The organism is Exiguobacterium sp. N4-1P (assembly GCF_002214325.1).
The window spans coordinates 252,242-276,253 of record NZ_CP022236.1 but is presented as its reverse complement, the minus strand read 5'-3'; the positions used below and the strand labels follow the sequence as shown (position 1 = coordinate 276,253).

The window sequence follows — 24,012 nt, the reverse complement described above, 5'->3', positions numbered from 1 at the left end:
TTAGAGGAGGAATTTTCATGAGTTCATTCCAGAAAATCGAAACAACTAACGCCCCGGCTGCCATCGGTCCCTATTCACAAGGTTTCATCGCTAACGGCACGTTATATGCATCTGGTCAAATCCCGATCAATCCGGCAACGGGTGAAATGGTCGTCGGTGGCATTACGGAACAGACGGAGCAGGTCATGAAAAACGTTGATGCCATCTTAAAAGAAGCCGGTCTGACACCGGATCGTGTCGTCAAGACGACGTGTTACTTAACGAGCATGGATCATTTCGCTGCGTTTAATGATATTTACTCCGATTACTTTGCTCCACATAACCACTTCCCCGCACGATCTTGTATCGCCGTCAAAGAATTGCCGAAAGGTGCTTTGGTCGAAGTCGAGATTTTAGGATTAGTCTAATGCGTTGCAACACGTCACTGTTGGTGGCGTGTTTTTATTTCCGTAACCCCCAACGTCCTGTCCCTTTGCCTGTCTCACTGTAGAACAAATCCCTCTTTCCTTCATACAATTCACACTCACTCGCATGAAGATAGATTAATTTTCGGATGCGGGCATCGAGTCCGGCTTTCGTCGAAAAACGTGACAAATCTAAATCGTTTCGCTCTCGTACACGCTGGTAAATCTCCGTCAACTCCATTTGGCGTCCTGTCTCCAAGATTTCGATGATCGCTTCTAATAATGCTTCGCTGCTTTCAGTCATCGGGTCTCCTCCACTCATTCAGTTATTTGCTTTTTCATACGTTGTTTTGCTTCCCGTGACATCGCGACGACCACCGCAATCAACTGCGGAATGAGCATCAACAAACTGACAAACAGAATCAGTTGTTCGGCTGTCAGCGGTTTAAAATACCCGTCCCAGCCGAAGTCGTTCCTCCGTCCCGCAAAATAAACCGAGACGAAATAAGACACGATATTGCCGACAACAACAAACGACAGATGACTAAAACGTTGTCCGACATAGGCGAGTGCCGTAAACACGACCAGTAACAGCAAATAACCAAGTAACGTTCCCGTTTTGAAATCTCCCAATAATGCAAAATAAACGAACGGAACCGTGTACCCGATTAGGACGATCAGTCCGACCAGCCCTTTTTTCATCTCGTTTCCTCCCCGCTTTCTGTACATTGTCCATAGAGCCAGTCCCGCAGCACTTCCCACTCTTCTGGAAAGGCATTACTGCCGCGAGATGCCGTCTCCACCTGGACCACTCCAACTGATTTCCCAGTCCGTCCCGTCGAGAATCAGCCACTCCGTCTCATAAATCGGTTTCCAGTCGGCTACCTTTGCTTGCGTCAACCGTTGTTCAAGCACCGCTTGTTGCTTTAACGAGAGCCGCTTGATTTTAGGTTCTTCCCGCCCGTCCTCTTCGTATCGCAATTCCCCGGTCGCCCTAGTCCAGAAGAACGTTTGCCCTTGCCCCATCCCGGACTCCCGGTAGCGAAATCGATTTATCTGCTTTTGGTTCATATCCAGCTCTCCTCGCTGTACTTTCCCTGGTATTCCCATTGTAATTCATTTTCCGTTTTCTACCTATCACAAAAAATAAACAGGTACCCTTTGTCGTATATTTCTAATACGATAAAAGAATACTTTTTTTGAAGGAGGTCTTTCCCATGACCAATCAACATCTCTTCTTATTCGGCGGTGGTCCACCGTTTACGGAAGGACTCGCCCGTCGTTTCGCGAGTGTTTGCGCATCGGCCGGTCCCATCGCTTTACTGTACGTCCCGCGCGAAGGTACGTCATGGATGTCTTACGCCCCCGTCCTGACCGGTTCACTCGAAGCGCACAGGAAGACGGACTTTTTCCACTTCCCGCTTTCCGGGCATCCGACTGCTGCTCAGCTTGCGGCGCTGAAACAAAGCGCCGGAATCGTCATCGCCGGTGGTGAAACGGAGCGGTATCAGCAGTTCATCGTTCATACGCCGGTCGGCGCTGTCATTCAGGAACAGTTTCAAGACGGTATCCCAGTCGCCGGCTTTTCTGCCGGGGCATTACTCGCACCGGACGAGTGCCGGATACCGGCGATTGATCAGCGGGACGGCCGGGACTTAGTCCTTGAAGGGCTCGGCCTCTTACCGGACGCCGTCCTCTCCGTCCATTACGATACTTGGGACGAAGCTGCGAATTTACAACAGGCATTTACTACGACCAGAAGGCTATACGCTTACGGTTTACCGGAACGGACAGGGATTTACCTCAAAAACAATCAACTCGTACGACAGGAAGGCCCCCTGCCTGTCGTACTCAAGCGAACGGAGGAACACACATGCCAACCATCGTCACCGCCGTCAAAGGCATCATTCGGCAAGATCACCGAATCCTGATCGTCCAGCGTGCCGCTGCCGACTCGGGTGGCGGGACCTGGGAATGTCCGGGCGGGAAGATTGATTTCGGGGAGCAACCGGAAGCGAGTCTGATCCGTGAAATCCGGGAGGAAACGGGACTCTCAGTCACGGTCGACCGGATTGCGTATGCCTCCAGTTTCCTGACCCACTCCGACCGCCAAGTCATCTTACTCGTCTATTTCTGTACGGCGGAAACCAATGCTGTCAGCTTATCGGACGAACACGACGCCTATCTTTGGGCTGACGAAGCAATGATTCGGAAACAGATTGCACCGAACATCTTAACTGACTTTGAGCGGTATCAGATATTTCCTCAGCTCGTCTCGACTTGAAAACACGTCACGTGAAGTGGCGTGTTTTTTTGTTGTCCTGCCCACCAGGACAGATCGTCTTTTTCCTGAAATGCAACTTCCTTGATGCATCTCGTCACGAGGTTGACGTCGTCATTCCTTAAGTAAATTTACATATTTGTTTAATTGCACCCAAATATATATTAAGATTGTTATATATTGAAAATCAGCTTAGCGCCAGCTTCAGGGATGTTGAGAAAACAGACGGGTGTGCTTAAGTGAAAGGAGTGCGGCATGAAAAAACGAATGTACCTTGCATTACCGCTAGCGACCCTGTTACTGACGGGATGTGCGAGCGACGAGGAGACAGTTTCTTCGACAGACACGAAGACGGAGGAACGTGCTCCAAAAGAAGAGACGCCGCAGACGAGCGACGTCAAAGAACCGACAGCGGACATCGTTAAAGAAGACGCGAAACAGGAGACGCCTCCTGCAGAGCCGGTTGCTAAAGAGACGACCGAAAAAAAATCAGACACGACAACGGATCAAAAAGAAACAGAAGACAAGCCCTCGGTCACGGCGTCCAGCAATGATCCGTTCACCGGATACAAACAGATTCAAGTCGATGGCGGCGACCAGTCCGGAGACCGTCAGGCGAACGTCGTCGTCGATATCGGGTTCGGGGACCGTGAATACTGGGCATTTACGAACAAGCATGGACAACTCGTCAAAGTCATCGCCAAAAAAATCACCTTACAAAATGATAAAACGGAAGACGTGACGTCAGCCGGTCGCTACTATCATGATGAAGCGAAGGTTCCGGGTGTCGAACACCGTGATCTTGATGAAGGACATGTCATCGCCGATTCGCTTGGCGGTGTCTCGAACGCCTACAACATCACGCCGCAGGACAGCACGCTCAATCGCCACGGCGATCAAGCCTACATGGAAGATACTATCCGTAAAGCCGGTGGTGCGACGAATTTCGAAGCGATCATCCGCTATGAAACGACGAAAACACAAATTCCTTCGAGTTATCAGTACACGTACACAATCAAAGGCAACGTCATCGTCGACAAGTTCGATAACATCAACCCGGATGGTGTCAACGCGTCGCTCGGTCTGACCGAGAGTCCGGAAAGTAAACCGAAGGCTGAACCAAAGGCAGCGCCAAAAGCAACACCAAAAGCTGAACCGAAGGCGAAAACGCCTGCCGCTTCGACACCAAGCACGACGCCGGAAACGGGCGGTGACGTCTCAAGCGTCGATGCGAACGGAAACGGACAAGTCACGATCCAGGAAGCGAAGGATGCCGGTTTCAGCATGCCGATCCGGAGTGACCACTGGCTCTATCCGTACATGCGGGACAACGATCACGACGGCATGGTCGGTGAATGACAACACGAAAAAGGCAGGCTCCGCGGAGCTGCCTTTTTTTAATTATGTGTCACATCATAACCGACGACTTTGTTGCGCCCCGTCTGTTTTGCCTGATACAGCGCCTGATCGGCTTTTTGGACGACTTCGAACGCCGTCTTGGCTTGATCGGACGATGCGACACCCATCGAAAGCGTGACATGGAAAGCCGGATACGGTTTGAAGATGAAGTGTTGATCGGCGCACGCCGTCCGGATCCGTTCCCCGAGTCGCTCCGCTTCACGGTGCGAGATATCCGGCAGGACGACGACGAATTCCTCGCCGCCATACCGGGTGACGAGTCCCGTTTCCGGACAAAACGTCGTCAACAGATGACTGAGTTGCCGTAAGACGACATCCCCGCCATCATGTCCGTATTCGTCATTGACCGACTTGAAGAAGTCGATATCGACAATCAGGACCGAGAAGGCATACCCGTGTTTGTCATAGTCGGCCAATGTCTCATCGAGTTTCCGCCGATTGGCGAGATTCGTCAGACTGTCCGTCAAGGCAAGCTCCTGCTGGGCTTGGACGAACTGGAAATGTTTCCGTAACTCCTGCAGGAAACGAAACGTCACGTACCCTCCGAGAAGATTGAAGATGATGTAGACGAATGACATCTCGAAAAACCGAATGAACGTATCCGTCAACAAGTACAGGGCCGGTAAGCTGTAGCCGATTCCGATGCTCAGTAGGACAAGGTAGTCTTTGAACGTCTGGGCAGCAAAGCGACGGTAAATACTTGCCGTGACGAGTAAAGCAAGACAAATCAGCGTCGCGAGAATCAAACCTTGGTAGACACCGGGTGGCGTGACGAGAAAGCGGGCCCCGATGACGGCGACCGTCGTCAATGCGCCACTGATCCAGCCGCCGTAATAATACGCCGTGACGAGCGCGACGAGTCGTAAGTCAATCTTTGCCCCGTCGTAGGAGATACTGTTTAAGACGAGCAGTGCACCGATCACGCTTGCAATCAATCCGACGGCAAGCCGGATCCGGATTGAGGAGTGCGGTGAAATGCGTTTGATGTTGCGCATCGGTAAGAAAGCGAACAGCAGGGACGTAATCAAAAGGGAAAAGTTTAATAGAAACTGGTTGAATTGACTCAACACGACGATCGACATCCCTTCAAAAAATAGCTTTTTCTGTCTATATCTTCTTTATCGTCTTACCGGCACCCTTTTTCTAGCCGTTTTGCAGGTTTTCCATTTTCTTAAAGGGGAATCATTATGACAGATGCATCTGTTAATTCGTAAAAGGGGGAACTACCTGTGGACATGAACGAAGAAAAACGAAAAAGTAAAATGCCTTTCTTCATCGGGCTCGTCATCGTCATCTTTTTAATCGTCGCCGCTGCGTTAATCATCTACGTCACGTCTGAACCGAAAGAGGAAACGCAACAGCTCCTCCAACTGACGGTGAGCCAAATCACGCCGTACTTACCACTTGCCGGCTAACGACACCTTACTTTTTTTCAACCAAAAGGGCAGACCGATTTTCTTCGGACTGCCCTTTCCTTCTGCCTACATGACATACCGCGCCTCTTTCTTATCGATGATATTGCGGACCCGGTTTTCAGTCACCCCGTACACGAGCGCAAGCTTTCGAATCGACGCTTCGCCCGTCCGGTAGCGCCGCCGGATCTCCCGAATCTGCCACGCCGACAATTCGACATGGTCCGTCAACAGCAGATCGAATTCAGCGAGTAAGGAAGCATAGGCTTGGCTTGGCGAAGGCTTGACGGACAGATTATCAATCTGGTCATTCAAGCGGTCACCGTCCGCCCGCACGAGACGTTCCTGGCAGGCAGTCGGGTCAAGAAACGCCCGGGCGACGAGTTCACCGACGTAAAACCGTTCACCACGCCCCTGCTGATACAGCGTCACTTTCCGGTAGCCGTCCTGATTGATTCGCGGACGCAGGACGACACCCGTGCGCCGCTGTTTGACGCCACGGCTTGTCTCGACAATCCGGTCGAGCGAACGGACATTTCCCGACGTCGACACTTGATAACTCCCTTCATATCCTTGTACCATCTTCCAATGTTCCATCTGCCCGAACACCCTCCATTCGTTGTGACACGCCATCCGTTGTTATCTCCATTATATCATTTTACGAACAAACGTTCTAACTCCAACATGCTGAACCGGTATGGTAATCTAACAAAAAAAGGAAACGGGGTCTTTTGATGAAATTTGTTTTATTGCTCGGTCCGCAGGCGGTCGGAAAAATGACGATCGGTCAGGAACTCGAACGGTTGACCGGGATGAAGTTGTTTCATAACCACCAGACAATCGATTTGCTGTTGCCCTATTTCGACTTTACAAAGCCCGCCCATCACAGGCTGAAGGACTTGATCCGCCGGGAGATGTTCAAGGAGATGGCGGTCAGTGATCTCGAAGGTGTCCTCTTCACGTTCCTCTGCCTGTTCGGGGTCGAGGGCGGGGGAATCGAATTCATCGAGGAGACGGTCGCGTTGTTTGAAGAGGCGGGTTCCGACGTCTATATCGTCGAACTCGAAGCATCCGTCGCGACTCGTCTCACGCGGAATACGACGGAAAACCGCCTCACCCATAAGTTTACGAAACGGGATCTCGCCGCTTCCGAAAACGACTTGCTCGAGACGGCAGACGGCTACCGGACGTCCTCCCTGCCAGGAGAACTGCCGTACCCGAACTACTTCCGCCTGGATACGGAAGGACGCTCTGCCGCTGCAAGTGCCGAAGCAATCTGTGCCCGCTTCGGCTGGTCTTACACACCCGTCAGGTAACGTCATGAAAGGGGAATGCCGCTTGAAGTCGCACCGGAACGAATACCACTCTCTGATCCTGACTTTCATCCTCTTGATTGTCAGCATCCTGCTGTTCTTCGGGCTGAACGGACGGACGTTCCCGAATATGAGCCTTTGGGTCCCGATCAGTCTGTATTCGCTCGTCGGCGTCGGCTATGTGATGTCACTCCTGATTGCGCTCCGGTTGAAAAACACTGTCATCAAGACCTTCAGCCTGCTTGCCACTCTGATGCTGTTGCTCCCGCTCGTGATTTGGGTTTATCTCCTGCTGCTCGCGAACGGCATCTCGGAACCTTAAAAAAAGAGGACAAGCCGTTCGCAGTCTGCGACGCGGATTGTCCTCTTTTTCGTTTAGTGCGTCAAGGCTAACGAAAATCCGTCATCCGTTCTCTCAAATCCACTCTTCTCCCAAACGACGGCTTCCCCGCCTCTGCCCGTCACGGACGGTAACAATAATGTCCGTGCCAGATACGCCGTGATGACCCTCAAGGCTTCTTCAACGTAGCCGGCGGCGTCAGACGGATCGATTGCGTCATAGCTGAGTTGCTGACCGGCTAACTGCATCGTCGCAACCTGTTGGTGCTCGTCCCGCAGCTCCAATGTCCAAACACAGCCGTCTGTCGTATCCACCGCTTCGATGTGTAAGCGGGACGTCGTAAAGTCAGGATGGCGTCCGTTCATCTTCATTCCTCCCCTGTCACGTCAAACGTTGCCGTTGCGTAAGCTTGCCCATTAATCAAGATGGTCACACGATGCGTCCCCGGATAGTGGACACGTGTCGTCAAGTTACGAAACGATTGCCTCTTCGTGAATGTCTCCCGCTCACGGACGAGCCGTTCACTGATTCGGAAGACCTTCCGACTCGTTTTCCGCTTTTTGAAATAGTCAATCGCATATTCAATCCGCAGGACTTGCGGTTCCGTCGTCGCGAGGCTAAACGTAAATGACAGCTCGCCCCCGATCGGCAGCGACGGTGTCACCGTCAAATCATCGACCGTGACCGTGCCGCGTGTCACGAGACCAAATGCCTTTAGGACGTCAGGGTGTCCTTGTTTCAGCAACGTCCGCGAAGCATGACGTAACACCCAGTCCGTCTGCGGATTGTTTCCGAGCTGATCGAGTCGTTCAATCACAAGTTCCGGGTGCGTCTTCGTGATGTCGTTCAAGTGATTGGCGACACTCTTGCGGACGTAAAGTGAGTCGTCGGTCAGCAACCGGTCGAGCAGCGGCAGGACGGGACGCGGATCGGCAATCAACGCCGGGATGGCCTGTCCCCATGGTAGGCGTGGTCGTGTCCCTTCCGATGCCAGGCGCCGGACATGTTCATCGTCCGACGTGCTCCAGAGCAGTGCCTGTTGTAAGTACCGGTCTTGGTCGCTCAGTAAAAATCGCCGGACAGCGAACTCCGCTGTCGAATACGGCGTCAGCCGTTCGAGTGCCAGCAACGACCGGTCCCAGTCGTCGCCGTAGAGCTCGATATAGTCGGGAAACACGATCCCGGCGAGTCCCGTGAACTCCGGGGCAAGCCGTTCGAGTGTTGTCGCCGCCCCATCAAATTCACGTGGCACATACGATCCAAGCGACGTCGAAATTCGGCGGACCCGTTGTTTGAAGGCGAGTTCCTCCCAGTCGGCTTGTTTGATGTCCTGCTGCAGCCGCGGCGCATCCAGCGCCCGACTCAGGCGGTCGAGCCAGTCGTCTGAAAAAACATCTTTAATCAGTGCCATGCAGCATCCAGTCCTTTCGTCGTTCGGTTTCGAGTAACGTCGCTTTCCGGGCGAGCCCGCCGGCATATCCGCCTAAGTCGCCATTCGCCCGAATGACGCGGTGACACGGGATGACGAGTGCCAGTTGATTGGCACCGTTCGCCCGGGCGACGGCACGAACGGCGAGTGGATTACCGATCCGGATGGCAAGTTCTTGATAGGAAATCGTCTCCCCGGATGGAATTTGCTCCAACTCGGCCCAGACGAGACGCTGGAATGGTGTCCCGTACAGTTTGCGCGGCGTCGCGAACTTGTTCAGCGTCCCGTCGAAATAGTCGGTCAGCTCCTGTCCGATTTGCTCAAAGATGATTGATTCCCCCGGGACGATGACGGCACGTGCCGCGAGACGAAGCCGTTCGATCTCCCGTTCCAGTCCTCGGCGATCGACGAATTCAAGCAAATGAAGGGCTGCGTCGTCCGCAATCGCGAGCATCGGACCGAGTGGCGTATCGAGCCATTTCGCCTGCAAGTAAGTCCCGTCCCAGCGTTTTGGTGTCGCACCCATGATTTTTGCGAAAGCATCCCGAAAGCCGCTGCTCGATTCGTAGCCACCCGCGAGCTGGGCCTCGATGACCGGTTTCCCGGTCCGGATTTCTTTCATCGCCAGTCCCATCCGACGTGAGCGGGCATACTCGACGAACGTCATCCCGAAGCGTTTTTTGAATTGGCGGCGCGCCGTTGACGCATCGAGTCCAAGTTCCCGGAAATCGCCCTCCTTAAATCGTTTTTCCGGTGTCGCTTCGACAGCGGCAACAAGACGGCTGATGATGTCACTCGCACCGGGGTGCGACAAGGGTTTACAGCGGAGACACGGGCGATATGAAGCGAGTAAGGCTTCTTTCGCCGTCCCGTAAAATTCACAGTTCTCGCGTTTCGGTTTCCGGGCAGGACAGGACGGCCGGCAAAAGATGCCTGTCGTCTTGACGCCGACGAAGAACCGCCCTTCATAGGTCGCATCCCGGCGGACGAGTGCCGCATAATACTCTTCTGTTTGATGGTCCTCCATGCGATCGCCTCCTTCTTTCCTTCAGTATACCGAGTTCTTCCGATGGGATGTCGCCGAAAATCAGGCATCGATGTGTTTGTTTTTGCGACGTGCCTGATCCGGACGCGTGTCCACTTCAAAAAAAAATCCGCCTCTTCAGCCACAGATGGCTGAGAAACGGATCGTGCTTTCATTTAACGCTTTGGTTTACGTCGCAGGAGGAGGAACGTCACGAAGGCACTGAGCAATAGACTACTGACAATCCACGGTAAGATACGCGGGACGATACCTGGCTCGACTGCACGATCTTCGACCGGGATGATTTCGCTCGATGTCAATGGATCCTGCAACAGATGTTCAACTGCCACTGCATGCAGTTCTGGTGTCATGAGAGCTATGAAGACGACGAAGACGAGTACTACTACCACGCCGATGGTTCGTTTCATTGTTCCTCCTCCTTTCCTGATTTTTATTTTCACGATCGTCTTCTAATAAAAATTCGTTTTTTAAAGAATGCCCGAGAGTAGGAATCGAATCTTGAATCCTTCAAAATCATTGAGTCTGCAATCTAATGCGACTGACTTAAACGTCAGTCTTTACAGAGACAAAGGTGACCGACGTTACATCCGCCACCCTCCTCTCGTCTAAAAGAACGCACGCGCTTCAGGCGACTTTTTTGAGTCATCTCCGTCAGACAGCTTATTGTTGTTCGCGACGACCGCGGATTGCAAAAAATCCTAGAAGTGAAGCGGCTGCAATTCCGAACAGTGACCATAAGATACCGGCTGACGATTGAGTTTCAGCGGCTCCACCAAGACCTGTGTTCGGCATGCTTGCTGGCGTCCCTTGGAATTTATCCGGGAATTGATCGACGATTGCTGTCGCTGTTCCTTCACCGACTCCGTACATATGACCGTAAGCTTCACGGATTGCCGGGTACGTTTTATCGTAGTCTTTTTCATTGTAGCTATTGAAGGCGAGTAACAATTGATCAACGTGCATCTTCAAGCCTTCTTCCAGGTCTTTTGACTTCAGGCGACCTTCCGTTGCTGCATCAAGGAAGGCAGCTTGTTCGACACGGTATTCGTCGAGCTCTTTGACGGCCATGTCACGTGCGTCTTCATCTTCCGCCCCCGTTGCTTTGACATAGTCGACGAAGTAGCCGATGTGGCTCGACCAGATTTTTTTGAATTCTTTCGCTGCATCACTACCGTAGACCGAGCCGATTGATGCTGTCAGGTCGTCCGTGTTTTCACTGAGTGCACCGGCTGCGGCATCAAAGTCTTTTGCTCCTTCAATCCCTTTTTGCATCGCAAGTATTGCGAGTGCCGCGTGTTCCGAGAAGTTGTGGTTCAGACCGGCACGTAAATCGGCTGCGGGTGTATCGACTTTCGTATTTTCAAATTTATCCGGGTATTGATCGACGATTGCTCCCGATAATCCTTCCCCGACCATGTACATATGCTCGATTGCTTTTCGCAAATTGCTGTACGTGGCGTCATAATCACCTGCAACGTAACTGTCGAACGACGTCAAGAGTTGGGTGACGTGGACTTTTAAGCCACCTTCGAGATCAGCTGCTTTCAATCGCCCTTCCGTTGCTTTATCCAAAAAGGCTGCCTGTTCGACGCGGTACGAATCGAGGTCATCGAGCGCTTTTTGTTTTGCTTCCTCATCTTCTGCCCCTGTTGCTTTCACGTAATCGACGAAGTAACCGATGTGACTTTTCCAAATTTCTTTAAAGGCTTCTCCGCCTTCATCCCCGTAAACTGATCCGACGGCTGCTGAGAGATCATCGGCATTTTGATTCAGTGCACCTGCTGCTTGATCAAAATCATCCGCCCCATCAATCCCTTTTTGCATTGCAACGACTGCGAGGTAGGCATGTTCCGATAAAAGCTGATCGAGTGTCGCCCGGAGGTCGGACGCTGGTGAGGAGACATCGAGAGACATGTTTCCGGAGCTGGCCATCTTGCTGTGATCTTCATGACCATGGGCACTGACGCCGGCTGCCGGAATCAACAATGCGGCACTGAGTGGAACTGCGAGAAACGACTTTTTCATTTTCATCTTGTAAACACCCCTTTATTTTTTTGGACTACACATAGATAACGTAAGAAGTTCACAAATAGTTTTGATTTTTAATATTTTTCCCAAAAAAATAAAGACTTCGGCAGCGAAGTCCTTATTTCCCATTAATGATGTCCATGATGATCCGTCTGTTCCCCTGCCGGTACGGCCTGTTTCAATAAGCTCTGTGCCGCCTCGAGCTCTTTTTCTGACACATCCCCCACTTGAACGAGTGCTTTTGGTGTGTAGACATGCGAACCGACATGGACCATACCATTGACGAGATAGACACCGGCTTTTTTAAAAGGAATACTGCTGACATAATGTCCCTGTTTCTGTTCTGCCATATACGTTTCTGTCTCGTCACTTCCTACTGGCGTAACTTGAACATGCACCTGATCGATGGCTTGCGGGTTCTCAATTTCAAGCGCGACCGTCGTGTTCGTGTCTGCTGCGATTTTCTCCGGTGCGTAAAGTCCGACTTTCATCGCAGGCGCAGCCGCTTTTGTCTCGAACTGACAGCCGGCCAGTAACACCATACTACTGGCGAATAAACCTGTTAATACGAATCGTTTCATGCTGCCGCCTCCTTATTTCCTTTACGTCGACGCGTGAAAATCAAGAAATCGAGTACGAGGATTGTCATGACCGACAGTGCCGCGAGTGGCATCGTCAAACTGATCACTACAATCAAACCGGCAACGATTTTTTGCACGCGTTGATCACTCGCCCGTTTTGGTGGCGCTAGTTTTCCTGCACCATTTCGGCGTTTCCACCATAGAACAAATGAGCTGGCGACGATGAAGATTAATCCTAGACACAGTGCTAATCCGACGAGTTGATTCAAGAAACCAAACAACCGTCCTTCATGAAACCCAATCCCAAGCGTAATGCCCTTCGCGAGGAGTCCGTAGTCTGCATAAGAGACATTGGATAAGACCGTTCCCGAATATTGATCGAGATTAATCGTCGCTTCTTTGGTCGGCGCACTTTGAAGAGAGGATAACGTATAGACCCCTGTTTCCCCTTGTGGAAGTGTAATTTGATACGGGCGTCCCATCCCTAACTGTTTCGCTTCAGCTGCGACTTCCGTCACAGACAGTGTCAACGGTCGGGCTGGTCCCGAACTCGGAACGACGTCGTTTTGTGTCGCCCAAGGAATATCCGTCGCAATGTCCTTCGTGACGATTTTTGACGCCATACTTTCATCCGGTCCGTACGCAAACTGTGGATAATTCGAATTGGCTTTCGTCGCAATCGTATTGATCCACTGACCTGCGACACCCGACCATGCGAGTCCGGAACCGATGATCACGAGTAATCCGATCGTTGACCAGACGGCAACTGAACCATGAAGCCCCTTCCAAAAATTACGTGCTCCGTTTTTCTGTCTGAAGGACGGGAAAAATACACGCTTGAAGCTCCCCGTTTTCCCTCGTGGCCAAAAGAGATACGTTCCTGTCACCAATAAAATGATTGCCCAGCTCGCTGCAAGTTCGACGAGAAGATTTCCGGCTTTCCCAGCAAACAATTCCCCATGAATTGTTTTAATAAAGCCGAGTGGTCCTGCCCCGAGTCGTTTCCCCGTCACTTCACCCGTGTATGGATCAACATAGACATATCCCGACTCCTCTTTGAACGTCACGCCAATCCGTGTCGTCCGGTCTTGTTGCTCAAACTGACCAAGCGAAGAAATACCCGCCTCTGGATATTTGTCCGCGACAGCTTTCATCTGATCTTCGAGCGGCAGACGTTGCCCTGTCTCTTCCGTGAAGATCATGTCACGGTACAACATATCCTCCAGTTGCGGTTTAAATAAGTAAATCGATCCTGTGACGGCAAGTATGATAAAAATCGGTGCAAAAATAATGCCTGCATAAAAATGCCACCGCCACATCGATTGGTACCAGCTCTGCTGCACGCGCGAAGCTTGATTCCGTTCTTTCATGATCATATCCCCCGTTCTTTCCTATATATGTCCCACATGTGAACACGTCTTTAATTATAAGCGGTTACATCAAGCCAACTTTTAACACACTATGGCGAATTCTTGCCAATCCAGTGTTGTTTCTGCGTAGTCCCTATGAAGAAAATGCACACATACTGGAGTCTTTTTTCATAGATTCCACAAATGACTTAAAAAAGATTTCACTTTTTTTTGCTTTTTTAAATCCAAACGAAATCCGGGTGCGTATGCTGTTCAGAACGATGAGGAAACGAATTACCAGATTGGTTAAAATAAAACCCAAATTTGAAAGGATGATTACAAATGAAACACACTAAAAAATTCGCAGCATCAGCAATGGCAGCAGCACTCGTATTACCAGGAACGGCGGCGTTTGCATCAGGCGGTTCAGACGACATGATGCATGAGGACAAAGCAAAAAACGTCACGGTCAAAACGAAAGCAGCAGATCTTCGTGCGACACTCGACCAATTGCTTTCTGAGCACTTCGTGCTTGCTGTCATGGACATGAAAAAACAATATGACGGTTCAAAAGATGCTGAGTATTATGAAGCAGCACTCAAACAGAACGCACTCGACATGACACCGGCAATCGCTTCAGTCTATGGCGACGAAGGCGCGAAACAATTCGAAAAAATCTTCGTCGATCACAACAAATACACAACGGACCTCGTCAAAGCCGTCAAAGCGGATGATCAGGAAGGCATCAACGCTTCGAAAGCCGAGACAGAAGAATTCGTCCAGGATCTCTCGACATTCCTCGACGCTGCGACAGAAGGCGAACTTCCGAAGGAAGCAGCTGAAGAAGTCCTTCGTGCTCACGAAGCGGACGTCTATAAAACATTCCAAGAGTATGCAGCAGGCGACTATGAAGGATCGTACAACACGTTCCGTGAAGGATACAGCCGCATGTATGACATCTCGAAAGCTCTCTCAGTCGCGATCACAACACAGATGCCTGAGAAGTTCGATAACTCGAAAGCTGATACGAAAGCGGCTGACCTCCGGTCAACACTCAACAGCCTTGCTGCTGAACACGTCGCTCTTGCGAACCTCAGTATGACGGCAGGTGTCGATCAAGCGAAAGACTACGATGCTGCAAACTGGGCGGAAGACATGCACACAGCTGACTTCAAAGCCGCAATCAAATCAATTTACGGTGAAGCCGGTGCAGATCAGTTCGAGCAAGCTTGGACGAAAAATCACATCGAAGCACAAGCAAACCTCGTCACAGCAGCCATTAACGATGACAAAAAAATGATGGCTGACGCTCAAGACATGCTTAAAATGTTCTCGAACGACTTCGGTGCGTTCCTCGGAGCAGCAACGGAAGAAAACCTTCCGACGAAAGCAGCACAAGAAGCGGTCGCTGGCCATGAAACATATGTCCAAGACACGTTCATGCAGTACACGGAAGGCGACTACAAAGGATCAGTCGACACGTTCCGCGAGTCATATGCTTACATGTATGGTGTCGGTGAAAACCTCGGTAACGCGATCGTCATGCAATCTCCTGAGAAATTCATGGACGGTACACCAGGTTCAATGCCGAACACAGGTAACGGCGGCATGAGCGACACAAGCAACAACGCAACAACAGGTGCACTCGCACTCTTCGGTCTTGCACTCGGTGCAGCTGGAATCGTCGTGGCACGCAAACGTCAAAACGCGTAAGTTCACTTAATCAACTTTATTCAAACGAAAGACACGTTCCGCATCGGCGAACGTGTCTTTCAGCGTTTAGACAAACGCTTATGAAGAGTGAACATGCGATATCGAGATGCAATTCGTTCGCGCTGCCCTGTCTCGCTCGAGGAAAGCAACGAAAAAAGACGCTTGATCTCCCGATAGCACTTTGTCTATCGTGTTTTAAGTTATTAGGAGAGTGCTCCCCCATGTTCTTGTTCACTCAGCGATTGCTTCTTCTTTCTCGAGGCGGTGTCGCCGTCTCGCATGTACGATGGAGGCACCCGCAATGATTAATATGACGGCAAGGATAATAAAAATCATACTCGGATTCGTCATAATCCATTCCCAAAGCTCCGACCATGTCACGGCTTGACCAATCCGAACGATGACAAATGTCCAAAGACCCGTATATAAACCGGCGGCTAAAAACGTCATCCCGAGGTATCGTGGAAGTGGGTATGCAAGCAATCCTGCAACATAATGGATGGGATGACGTACCCCTGGTAAAAAGAACGAGAGCCCGATCGCCCACAAACCACGACGATCTAAAATCTCTTCTGCCCGTGTCAAAAACTTTACTTTCATGAATTTCTTGATGAGTGGAATTTCACGGAAGAAACGGGCGAGTAAATAAAACCACGCGAAGGAAATGAAAAAAATTGGCCACGCAGCGAGCCATATGAGGACCGGATGTACCCCTTCTTTGATTCGTAACGCTGTATATCCCATCATCAAAACATCATCCGATAGCGGAGTAAACATGATTCCTCCGGCCAGGCGGACGAGTGCCATGATATCCATTAGTTCATCACTTCCTTTTTTCTCTATACAGAGAGTATGCCTGATTTTGACGTTTTTGAGTAATCTTTGTTCACAAAGTATTTTGAACGGAAAACTATTTTACCTTTTAATTTTTTCGTAAGTTGATGCAGACACGCACTGTAAAGTGGCTGTACTAAAGCGTTGAAGCGTTTATTGCATAAAATCATGCAACCGATTTCTATATTTCGAATAATCAGAATGATTAAAACGCTGTAGTAATGCCATTTTAGATGTGCGAAAATAGCTTCAATTCAGTTAGACAATTTCATTATTAAGAAAGGATGATTGGTTTGAAGTTTAAAATTGGTCTGCTCGGTCGTATTGTCATCGCCATCGTATTTGGAATTATAGTGGGTAGCCTCGTCACCGAACGCTTCGATTGGATCGTCCGTTCTTTCGTCACATTCAATGGGATTTTTGGTCAGTTCTTATCATTCGCTATACCCTTAATCATCCTTGGTTTCATCATTCCGGGTATCGGTGAACTTGGAAAAGGCGCTGGAAAGCTTGTCGGAATCACAGCTCTCATCGCTTATCTCTCGACAGTCGTCGCCGGTTTACTCGCATATGGTACAGCAGTCAACTTGTTCCCGCGCATGCTCAGTGGTTCATTTGCAAACATGGAGAATCCGGAAGAAGCACTCTTAAAAGGCTTCATGGAAGTTGAAATTCCCCCTGTCTTCGGCGTCATGACCGCTCTTGTCATGGCCTTCGTCTTCGGAATCGGAATCGCAGCAACTAGAAGCGAACGTCTGCTTGAACTCTCGATTGATTTCCGTAGTATCATCGAACTGATTATCGGCAAAGTCATCATTCCATTACTTCCGTTTCACATCGCAGGAATTTTCATGAACATGACATATGCCGGTCAAGTCGCAGAAATTCTTTCTGTGTTCGCACTCGTTTTCGTCGTCATCCTCGTTCTTCATTTCGTGATGATCACATTACAATATACGATTGCCGGTATCGCCAATAAACAGAATCCGTTCCGTCTTTTGAAAACAATGATGCCTGCCTACTTCACAGCCATCGGGACACAATCTTCCGCAGCGACAATTCCTGTCACGCTACGGCAGACAAAAGCAAATGATACCGATGAAGAAGTCGCAAACTTCGTTGTTCCGCTTTGTGCGACCATCCACCTTGCGGGTTCGACGATCACGTTGACGTCAATCGTCATCGCGATTCTTTACTTGAACAACATGCCGGTCACGTTCGGTGCGATTTTCCCATTCATTCTCGCCCTCGGTGTGACGATGATTGCAGCACCAGGCGTTCCCGGTGGTGCCGTCATGGCCGCAACCGGCTTGTTCGTCTCCATGCTCGGCTTTGACCAGACCATGGTTAGCCTCGCGATTGCACTCTATATCGCACAAGACAGTTTCGGTACAGCAGCAAACGTCACAGGGGACGGTGCGATCGCGAAAATGGTCCACGCCATCAAACGCCATACATCAATCCTTGATGACAAAAAAGAACGAGATATCGCTTAATCCCAAAAACGGCTTCGCTCTCCGCGAAGTCGTTTTTTTGTTGTGCTCGATTCGTTTGAAAAAGAAGGGAATCCGCTTACGATAAGAGAAGTGTAATAAAGAACCTGAACGTATATCTGCTTGTATGATAGAGGAGGAATTTTCATGTTACATCGCCGGAAGACCTATACGATTCGCCCGGAACGACTACAGGAATTTACCGAGTTCTTTCACACCTATCTCTTTCCCCTACAAATCAGTCACGGTGCCCGTCTCGTCGGTCGCTGGGTGACGGAATCGGAAGATGAAGTCATCGCCATTTGGGAATATCGCGATCGGGAGCACTATGAGCAAGTCGACCGTGATGTCCGCAACAGCGCCTTACGCAGGGAAGCGATGAAGAAACGCGCCCGCCTCGGGAAAAACCTCTACATCAAATCGACGGAAGATTTCATGACGGCGACAGGTGTCTACACACCACCCCGTGCAATCGTCAGCGTCACTGCCTACATCACGAACGATGCTGGTGAAGTCTTGCTTGTCCGCAACCTCCATCGTGGCGACACGTATGAGCTACCGGGCGGACAAGTCGAAAACAATGAATCGATTCTCGATGCCGTCAAACGTGAAGTCAAAGAAGAAGCCGGTGTTGACGTCACGATCGACGGCATTACCGGCATCTATCAAAATATATCAAGTCACATCATCTGCGTCGCCTTCCGCGGGACGTACGTCAGCGGTGAATTGCAAGCACAAGAAGGCGAGACGACGGACGTCGGCTTCTTCCCTGTCACGCGTGAGAACGTCGACACCTATATCAAACGTGAGCATTTCCAAATCCGTGCACTCGATGCGATGAATCCCGTTTACCTGCCGCATGCCCTCTATACCGTCCGACCGTATGAACTCGTCAGTCGTTACGATGGCAATGCCCCGTCTGCTTTATCCGGACAAAATTAACTGACAAAAATGGACCCTCTCCAATGAGAAGGTCCATTTAAGCGTGTAGACAAATTCTTATGAAGCGTGTACATGCGATATCGAGGAGCAATCCGTTCGCGCTACCCTGTCTGCATGACTAGATTTCTGTCACGATATTACTTGAAAAGCGTCACGTTTCGTTGACTCCTGCGGGAAAAAGTGCGTTCTTAACGCACTTTCAGAGGCAGGCAAGACCCTGCTCGTTGTCCGTGAGGATCAAGGAGCAACGGCTTGCGCCTCGCCCGAGGAAAGCAACGAAAACAGACGCTTATCTCCCGATGGCACTTTGTCTATAGCCTGAAATGGACCCTCTCTGTGATGAGAAGGTTCATTTTTCATTATTTCGTAACCAGTCGTGCCGTAATGCCGGCATCATCCGTGACGTACACCGCGTCTTCCGTCCGCTCTACTCGGTAGAGCGAAGCATCGATCGCAGCAACCGCTTTTTCTAACACGGATGCACTTGGATAAACGAGCGTCCAATAATCCAGTCCGACGGCGTCGCCCGGTGCCTTTGGCGCGTCCGCTCCTGCCCACAGGTTCATCCCGATGTGGTGATGATAACCACCCGCTGCAACAAATAAGGCTTTCATCCGTGACGCATCGGTCGCCACTTCAAAACCAAGCGTGTCGACATAAAAGGCGCGTCCGGCTTCGAGTGATTTGACATGGAAATGGACATGACCCATGACCGTATCTGCCGGCATTCCGTACCAGTCTTCTTCGCCTGCCTCAACGAGCATGCTTTGCCAATCGACGGGGTCTGTCGTCATCTTGACGTCCCCGTTCGCCTCATAAGACCATGTCTCCCGTGGACGATCGGCATAAATCTCAATCCCGTTCCCGTCCGGATCGGATAGATAAAACGCTTCACTGACGAGATGGTCGCCTTGACCAAGATCAACGTCATTTGAAATCAAGTTGCGGATGACGAAACCAAGTTCTTTTCGACTTGGCAATAAAATCGCGAAATGATACAGTCCCGCGACTGAATTGGGTGCGAGACGTCGTGCATCTTTCTGCTCCTCCAGCACGACGAGTGGTGTCATTTTCGCACCAAGCGTCGCCGTGTTCCCTGTCTGTTCGAGTACCGTTAGTCCGAGCAGGTCACGGTAAAATGAAATCGATTGGTCTAAATCCGTAATCCGTAAGCTGACCGGTCCGAGCGTAATCTCTGAATGGATTGTCATATTGTTATTCCTCCTGTACGTTCACTTCATAGGTTCATTATCCCCCGGAAGCAACGTGAACGGAAGTAGGCACAAAAAAGTGGTATAGTTTCTAAAAAGATACTACGAAGGAGGAACGATGATGCAAGAGACACCCATCTGTCGCGTCGAGACTGCACTCGAGATTTTGACGGGAAAATGGAAACCGTCGATTTTGCTCGAGCTCATTACTCACGGGACACTCCGCTTCAGTGAATTAAAACGACATCTACCGAACATCACCCAAAAGATGTTGACGGCTCAACTACGTGAACTTGAGCTAAATGATATCGTACACCGTGAAATCTACCAAGTCGTTCCACCCCGCGTCGAGTACTCCTTGACGGATTACGGGCGGACACTCATGCCAATCCTCAATGTGATGAACCATTGGGGCGAACAGCATGCCGTGCATATGGAACAAAAAGAACAAGAACAACATACAGCTTCTTTACGCTAAGGGTTTGAAACAGCTGATGATTTAAAGGGATGGCTTTTGAGTCAGGCCCTTTTTGTGTTGTTGATTTTTCTCTGCTCACTCGCTTTAGGAAATCAGTAAAAATGATAATGGAATAATCTCCCTTATTTCACGTATACTGAAGAAATAGACTGCTTGAAGGAGTGACTTACTTATGCACCAGCTATATGCCATCGAACAACTTACAGATCGGCTCAAACAGGATCCGACCGTTGAAGCGATTTTTTTGAAAGGCTCATTCGGTCGCGGCGAGGAAGATTTTCATTCCGACCTCGACCTCTACTGCCTCGTCGCAGAAGGGACTGTTTCGGAGTTCCTGCCTCGTCGTCTGGCGCACCTTGAAGCGTACCGGCCCGTCATTTGGCACGATGACATTTTCATCGTCGCCCCACAAATGATTGCGGTCTATGATGACTTGTTACATGTCGACCTATTTACCGTCACGACCACTTCGTTAAATCAAAAAGATGCCATCCGCGTCCTGTATGATCCAAAAAATCAGTTAGCACCGTTTATCGAAGAAACGTCTCTGACCCTGTCGCAGCAGGAATTCGAAGACGAGGCAATCGATGCCGTCTGGTTCTACTTCCAGTATCAAAAAGCCGCCGCGCGCGGCAACGGCTTATGGGCGGTCGAAATGTTACGCAGTGCGTTGACGAAGTTCGCAAAAGTCCTGTTGCACCACTATCTGCCGGAGCGGGCGCAGCTCGGACTAAAGACGATTTCAGATTACTTACCGGACGACCAGCGTGTCCCGTTCGAGGCCGTTTATGACGTCCTCGTCCCGGCGACGTATCAAGAAGCAGGACGCCGCTATATTGCGTTACTCGAGCAGGAACGCTCCTTTTTGCAGACGACATTACAGAATCAACCGGAGACACTCGTGTTACTCGACCGTCTCCTCCGCTCAGCGTCTGTTTCCCGTTGAACAAGTCGTCGCTTTTGTCGAATATTACTTAACCTACAAACAAAACTCCCTTCGGATATTGAAGGGAGTTTTGTTTGCTGTTCCGGTTATCCTAACGTAAGGTGACGTTTAGAAAACGCCCTGACTCAAAGTTCGAGTCAAGACGTTCCCGCGTCATTTCACTTTAATGACAATTTTACCTTTCGCATGCCCTTCTTCTCCGTAATCATGGGCTTGTTTCGTATCCTCAAGATCAAAGATCCGGTCGACGACGGGTTTCAGTTCACCTTTTTCGACGGCTTCCGCAATTTTTTTCATCCGTTCGCCTGTCGGCTGCATGAAGACATATTCGACGCGTGCCTTCGCCTGTTTTGCTTCCTCTTCGTTCGGCGGCGTTGAAATCGAGACGAGCATTCCATTTTCTTTAAGCATTTTGTATAGTTTGCCCTGTCCGTCTCCCCCCATCGTATCGAAAACGAAATCAAGGTCACGCACGGTTTCTGCCGGATCTTGTTGTTTATAATCGATGACTTCGTCGGCTCCGAGTTCACTGACCCAATCGACGTTCGGGGTGCTCGTTGATGTGACGACATACAAGCCGTGTGCTTTCGCGAGCTGGATTGCGACCGTCCCGACGCCACCTGAACCGGCACCGATGAAAATCCGGTCACCCGGTTTCGCATCCATCACTTCGAACATGACTTGCCATGCCGTATGCGCGACGAGTGGCAATGATGCGGCCTCCTCGAAGCTCAGGGAGGCTGGCTTTTTGACGACGAGATGGGCATCGACCGCAACATACTCGGCATATGTGCCTTGACGGGCAATATCCGGGCGGCTGAAGACTTCATCTCCGACCTTCAAATCGGTCACGTTTGCTCCGACTTCTTTGATGACACCCGATACATCCCAGCCGATGACGAGCGGCATGTCGTAACTGAGCATCTCTTTTAAGTACCCTTCACGCAGTTTCCAGTCAACCGGATTGACACTCGCTGCATGAACTTCAATCAATACGTCATCTGCACCAATTGTCGGTTGCTCAATCTCTCCTACTTTGAACTCATCCGACCCACCATATTGTTCGATATACGCTGCTTTCATCTCATCGTCCTCCTTTAATTTGTTCATTCACCTTTACTATCTTCCCATTCTGCTTATTCCACAAACGAAAAAGCACACCGCGTGTAGGGCGATGTGCTTACTCATTAACCTTCTTTTGTCGTTTCACGGAGCGTCGATGCCGTTGCGTTCAACGCATGAATCGCGTGCTGCAAGTCACGAATCTGTTCGACTTGCGACCGGGTCAGACCTGATAATTGATCACTGCTCGTCAATAACAAATCCATGAAGGCATCCAGCTGTTCTGTCGCCTGCGTGATATCCGTCAAACTACTCGTAATCGTTGCGAATTGCTGACGGGCGCCACTAATCGCTTGGACCGAATCGGATGAGTCTGATGCGATCGTCTGCAAGGCTTGCTGACTCCGCTGCATCCGTTCCTCTTGCTCACGGAGTAACGTCGTGCTCGCATTGATCGCACTTCCCGTATTCGTCACGTCACGTTCAACCCGTTCGATGATTTGATTGATTTCTTTTGATGCCTCTGCCGTTTGTGACGACAGGTTGCGAATTTCCTGTGCGACGACGGTGAACCCTTTTCCGAATTCCCCTGCCCGTGCAGCTTCGATTGAAGCATTTAAGCTCAGCAAATTCGTCTGCGTCGCGATTGCGTTGATGCTCGACGTGATCGTCACGATTTCTTGGAATCGTCCTGCGAGCTGACCGAATGATGTCACGGACTCACCCATGCTGACCGTCAATTGTTGGAGTGACTCGCCCGCTTCACTGATTGTCTCTTGACTGTTCTCGGCCGTGAGTTTTGAAGAAGAACTCCGCTCGAGAGCGCGATCGACGGCTAGTGTGACGTCAGCAATCGATTGGACGTTACTCTCATTCATTTGCCGAATTTGACGGACGGATGTCGCATTTTTCGCTGAGTTTGCCGCAAGCATCTTCATCGCGTCATCGATTTTTTCGAATGAGGCTTTTGCCGTATCGACTGTTTCACTCATATCTTCCGTGAACGTCGTCACGTCTATCGCTGTTGCCGCGGATTGGGCAAGCGTCGTCCGAGAGACTTCTGCATACGTTTCCGCTTTTTCCTGTTGACGCTGAACTTCCGTCATGACATTGCGACCGAACACAGCAACAAAGACGGCTGCTGCAAAAATCATCAAGTAAATGACAAGCGCAACGATCAAGTCGAACAGATTCGTAAACTCAACCGTTCCGATGCTTGTAAACATGACAAGTTCGAGCAGACCGAGTACTCCCGCCATCACGACAATCCGGGGAATCAAGTAGACAATCGACATGACGAGATACAGATAGGCAATCGTCCAAATGCTCTGCGTCGGCAAAGTGACGAGGACGAGCGCCAGGACCAAATAGGTCAATGTGATTTGAATGTACTTCCCAATCGGGTGCTGCCCGAAAAATTGATTCCCGGCCAGTAATGCTATCGTCAAGATGATACCACCGATCAAAAATTGATAAAAAGCTCGCATCGAGACATAATCCATCTGGGCAAAAATGAAAATCAACGGATGGGCGACTGTAATTAACGTTGGGATGAGGCGGGACAATATTTTAGTACTGAGCTGTTCGAGCGGTGACACCATCTGCAAAACTCCTTCTCTCATTCGTATACTCATCTATCGGTTTCAATGCGTGAGAGTTTTAGTGATTTGCCTATTTTACCCACTTGACGCCTTGATTCTGAACAGCGTATGTTGAAAATATGCTATAGGTA

At 50.3% G+C, this 24,012-nt stretch carries 28 protein-coding genes; 12 read left to right on the top strand and 16 right to left on the bottom strand.

Features of this window, described 5'->3' with window-relative positions; genetic code table 11:
* Nucleotides 1-17 precede the first annotated feature (17 nt).
* Nucleotides 18-407 carry a RidA family protein gene (locus A0126_RS01560; RefSeq protein ID WP_088836150.1) on the top strand — a complete coding sequence of 130 codons (390 nt, stop codon included), beginning with the start codon at nt 18-20 and terminating at the stop codon, nt 405-407.
* A 34-nt stretch (nt 408-441) separates the two neighbouring features.
* Here the strand turns inward: A0126_RS01560 and A0126_RS01555 are convergent, their stop codons facing one another.
* The 3 genes from A0126_RS01555 to A0126_RS01545 form a co-directional block, all read right to left on the bottom strand.
* Nucleotides 442-708, bottom strand: a complete 267-nt coding sequence (locus A0126_RS01555; RefSeq protein WP_088836149.1) for a hypothetical protein — start codon at nt 706-708, stop codon at nt 442-444.
* A 14-nt stretch (nt 709-722) separates the two neighbouring features.
* Entirely contained in the window at nt 723-1,106 is a 384-nt protein-coding gene (locus A0126_RS01550) for a hypothetical protein (RefSeq protein WP_088836148.1), read from the bottom strand.
* A gap of 75 nt (nt 1,107-1,181) precedes the next feature.
* Nucleotides 1,182-1,475, bottom strand: coding sequence for a hypothetical protein (locus A0126_RS01545; RefSeq protein WP_239456805.1), 294 nt, complete (start codon nt 1,473-1,475; stop codon nt 1,182-1,184).
* A gap of 146 nt (nt 1,476-1,621) precedes the next feature.
* On the opposite strand from A0126_RS01545, the gene A0126_RS01540 reads away from it, so the two are divergent.
* From A0126_RS01540 to A0126_RS01530, 3 genes are all read left to right on the top strand, one after another.
* On the top strand, nt 1,622-2,335 hold the full coding sequence (locus tag A0126_RS01540; RefSeq protein ID WP_088836147.1) for a Type 1 glutamine amidotransferase-like domain-containing protein: 714 nt from the start codon (nt 1,622-1,624) through the stop codon (nt 2,333-2,335).
* Nucleotides 2,278-2,688, top strand: a complete 411-nt coding sequence (locus A0126_RS01535) for an NUDIX hydrolase (protein WP_088836146.1) — start codon at nt 2,278-2,280, stop codon at nt 2,686-2,688. The genes A0126_RS01540 and A0126_RS01535 overlap by 58 nt, the downstream gene beginning before the upstream one ends.
* Before the next feature lie 252 nt (nt 2,689-2,940).
* On the top strand, nt 2,941-4,044 hold the full coding sequence (locus A0126_RS01530; protein ID WP_088836145.1) for a DNA/RNA non-specific endonuclease: 1,104 nt from the start codon (nt 2,941-2,943) through the stop codon (nt 4,042-4,044).
* Between the two features lie 38 nt (nt 4,045-4,082).
* Here A0126_RS01530 and A0126_RS01525 read toward each other — a convergent pair whose 3' ends face one another.
* Entirely contained in the window at nt 4,083-5,174 is a 1,092-nt protein-coding gene (locus A0126_RS01525; RefSeq protein ID WP_088838401.1) for a GGDEF domain-containing protein, read from the bottom strand.
* 165 nt (nt 5,175-5,339) lie between these two features.
* Here A0126_RS01525 and A0126_RS01520 point away from each other — a divergent pair, with 165 nt between their 5' ends.
* Entirely contained in the window at nt 5,340-5,519 is a 180-nt protein-coding gene (locus A0126_RS01520; RefSeq protein ID WP_239456898.1) for a hypothetical protein, read from the top strand.
* Nucleotides 5,520-5,585: 66 nt separating this feature from the next.
* On the opposite strand, the gene A0126_RS01515 is transcribed toward A0126_RS01520, so the two are convergent.
* Nucleotides 5,586-6,113: an NUMOD4 domain-containing protein gene (locus A0126_RS01515; protein ID WP_157898460.1), complete on the bottom strand. Its 528-nt coding sequence runs from the start codon at nt 6,111-6,113 to the stop codon at nt 5,586-5,588.
* Nucleotides 6,114-6,250: 137 nt separating this feature from the next.
* On the opposite strand from A0126_RS01515, the gene A0126_RS01510 reads away from it, so the two are divergent.
* Nucleotides 6,251-6,832: a DEAD/DEAH box helicase family protein gene (locus tag A0126_RS01510; protein ID WP_088836142.1), complete on the top strand. Its 582-nt coding sequence runs from the start codon at nt 6,251-6,253 to the stop codon at nt 6,830-6,832.
* Nucleotides 6,780-7,151 carry a hypothetical protein gene (locus tag A0126_RS01505; RefSeq protein ID WP_239456803.1) on the top strand — a complete coding sequence of 124 codons (372 nt, stop codon included), beginning with the start codon at nt 6,780-6,782 and terminating at the stop codon, nt 7,149-7,151. Before A0126_RS01510 ends, A0126_RS01505 begins: the two co-directional genes overlap by 53 nt.
* 53 nt (nt 7,152-7,204) lie before the next feature.
* On the opposite strand, the gene A0126_RS01500 is transcribed toward A0126_RS01505, so the two are convergent.
* The 7 genes from A0126_RS01500 to A0126_RS01470 all read right to left on the bottom strand — a co-directional run bounded on the left by A0126_RS01500 (nt 7,205) and on the right by A0126_RS01470 (nt 13,622).
* Complete coding sequence (locus tag A0126_RS01500) at nt 7,205-7,534, bottom strand: hypothetical protein (RefSeq protein ID WP_088836140.1); 330 nt, start codon at nt 7,532-7,534, stop codon at nt 7,205-7,207.
* Between the two features lie 2 nt (nt 7,535-7,536).
* Complete coding sequence (locus tag A0126_RS01495; RefSeq protein ID WP_088838399.1) at nt 7,537-8,580, bottom strand: DNA alkylation repair protein; 1,044 nt, start codon at nt 8,578-8,580, stop codon at nt 7,537-7,539.
* On the bottom strand, nt 8,567-9,625 hold the full coding sequence (locus tag A0126_RS01490; protein WP_088836139.1) for a bifunctional transcriptional activator/DNA repair enzyme AdaA: 1,059 nt from the start codon (nt 9,623-9,625) through the stop codon (nt 8,567-8,569). Before A0126_RS01490 ends, A0126_RS01495 begins: the two co-directional genes overlap by 14 nt.
* A 173-nt stretch (nt 9,626-9,798) precedes the next feature.
* On the bottom strand, nt 9,799-10,050 hold the full coding sequence (locus A0126_RS01485) for a hypothetical protein (protein WP_088836138.1): 252 nt from the start codon (nt 10,048-10,050) through the stop codon (nt 9,799-9,801).
* A 253-nt stretch (nt 10,051-10,303) separates the two neighbouring features.
* Nucleotides 10,304-11,674 (bottom strand): copper amine oxidase, encoded by a 1,371-nt coding sequence (locus A0126_RS01480; protein WP_088836137.1) that lies wholly within the window; start codon nt 11,672-11,674, stop codon nt 10,304-10,306.
* A gap of 125 nt (nt 11,675-11,799) precedes the next feature.
* Nucleotides 11,800-12,252, bottom strand: coding sequence for a hypothetical protein (locus A0126_RS01475; RefSeq protein WP_088836136.1), 453 nt, complete (start codon nt 12,250-12,252; stop codon nt 11,800-11,802).
* Nucleotides 12,249-13,622 (bottom strand): PepSY-associated TM helix domain-containing protein, encoded by a 1,374-nt coding sequence (locus A0126_RS01470; protein ID WP_239456801.1) that lies wholly within the window; start codon nt 13,620-13,622, stop codon nt 12,249-12,251. Before A0126_RS01470 ends, A0126_RS01475 begins: the two co-directional genes overlap by 4 nt.
* 321 nt (nt 13,623-13,943) lie before the next feature.
* Between A0126_RS01470 and A0126_RS01465 the strand changes: the two genes are divergently transcribed.
* A complete protein-coding gene (locus A0126_RS01465; protein WP_088836135.1) occupies nt 13,944-15,314 on the top strand; it encodes a copper amine oxidase in 1,371 nt (456 codons plus the stop codon).
* 231 nt (nt 15,315-15,545) lie between these two features.
* Here A0126_RS01465 and A0126_RS01460 read toward each other — a convergent pair whose 3' ends face one another.
* A complete protein-coding gene (locus A0126_RS01460) occupies nt 15,546-16,130 on the bottom strand; it encodes a DedA family protein (protein ID WP_088836134.1) in 585 nt (194 codons plus the stop codon).
* A gap of 302 nt (nt 16,131-16,432) precedes the next feature.
* On the opposite strand from A0126_RS01460, the gene A0126_RS01455 reads away from it, so the two are divergent.
* Nucleotides 16,433-17,644, top strand: a complete 1,212-nt coding sequence (locus A0126_RS01455) for a dicarboxylate/amino acid:cation symporter (RefSeq protein WP_088836133.1) — start codon at nt 16,433-16,435, stop codon at nt 17,642-17,644.
* 144 nt (nt 17,645-17,788) lie between these two features.
* Nucleotides 17,789-18,583, top strand: a complete 795-nt coding sequence (locus A0126_RS01450; protein WP_088836132.1) for an NUDIX domain-containing protein — start codon at nt 17,789-17,791, stop codon at nt 18,581-18,583.
* A gap of 359 nt (nt 18,584-18,942) precedes the next feature.
* Here A0126_RS01450 and A0126_RS01445 read toward each other — a convergent pair whose 3' ends face one another.
* Nucleotides 18,943-19,794 carry a VOC family protein gene (locus A0126_RS01445; RefSeq protein ID WP_088836131.1) on the bottom strand — a complete coding sequence of 284 codons (852 nt, stop codon included), beginning with the start codon at nt 19,792-19,794 and terminating at the stop codon, nt 18,943-18,945.
* 121 nt (nt 19,795-19,915) lie between these two features.
* On the opposite strand from A0126_RS01445, the gene A0126_RS01440 reads away from it, so the two are divergent.
* Together A0126_RS01440 and A0126_RS01435 are read left to right on the top strand one after the other, a co-directional pair.
* Nucleotides 19,916-20,272 (top strand): winged helix-turn-helix transcriptional regulator, encoded by a 357-nt coding sequence (locus A0126_RS01440; protein ID WP_088836130.1) that lies wholly within the window; start codon nt 19,916-19,918, stop codon nt 20,270-20,272.
* 172 nt (nt 20,273-20,444) lie between these two features.
* Nucleotides 20,445-21,218: a nucleotidyltransferase domain-containing protein gene (locus A0126_RS01435; RefSeq protein ID WP_088836129.1), complete on the top strand. Its 774-nt coding sequence runs from the start codon at nt 20,445-20,447 to the stop codon at nt 21,216-21,218.
* A gap of 153 nt (nt 21,219-21,371) precedes the next feature.
* Here A0126_RS01435 and A0126_RS01430 read toward each other — a convergent pair whose 3' ends face one another.
* Together A0126_RS01430 and A0126_RS01425 are read right to left on the bottom strand one after the other, a co-directional pair.
* Nucleotides 21,372-22,301: an NADP-dependent oxidoreductase gene (locus A0126_RS01430; protein ID WP_088836128.1), complete on the bottom strand. Its 930-nt coding sequence runs from the start codon at nt 22,299-22,301 to the stop codon at nt 21,372-21,374.
* A 104-nt stretch (nt 22,302-22,405) separates the two neighbouring features.
* The gene (locus tag A0126_RS01425) at nt 22,406-23,881 is read right to left on the bottom strand and encodes a methyl-accepting chemotaxis protein (protein WP_088836127.1); all 1,476 of its coding nucleotides are present in this window, start codon (nt 23,879-23,881) and stop codon (nt 22,406-22,408) included.
* Nucleotides 23,882-24,012: the final 131 nt, after the last annotated feature.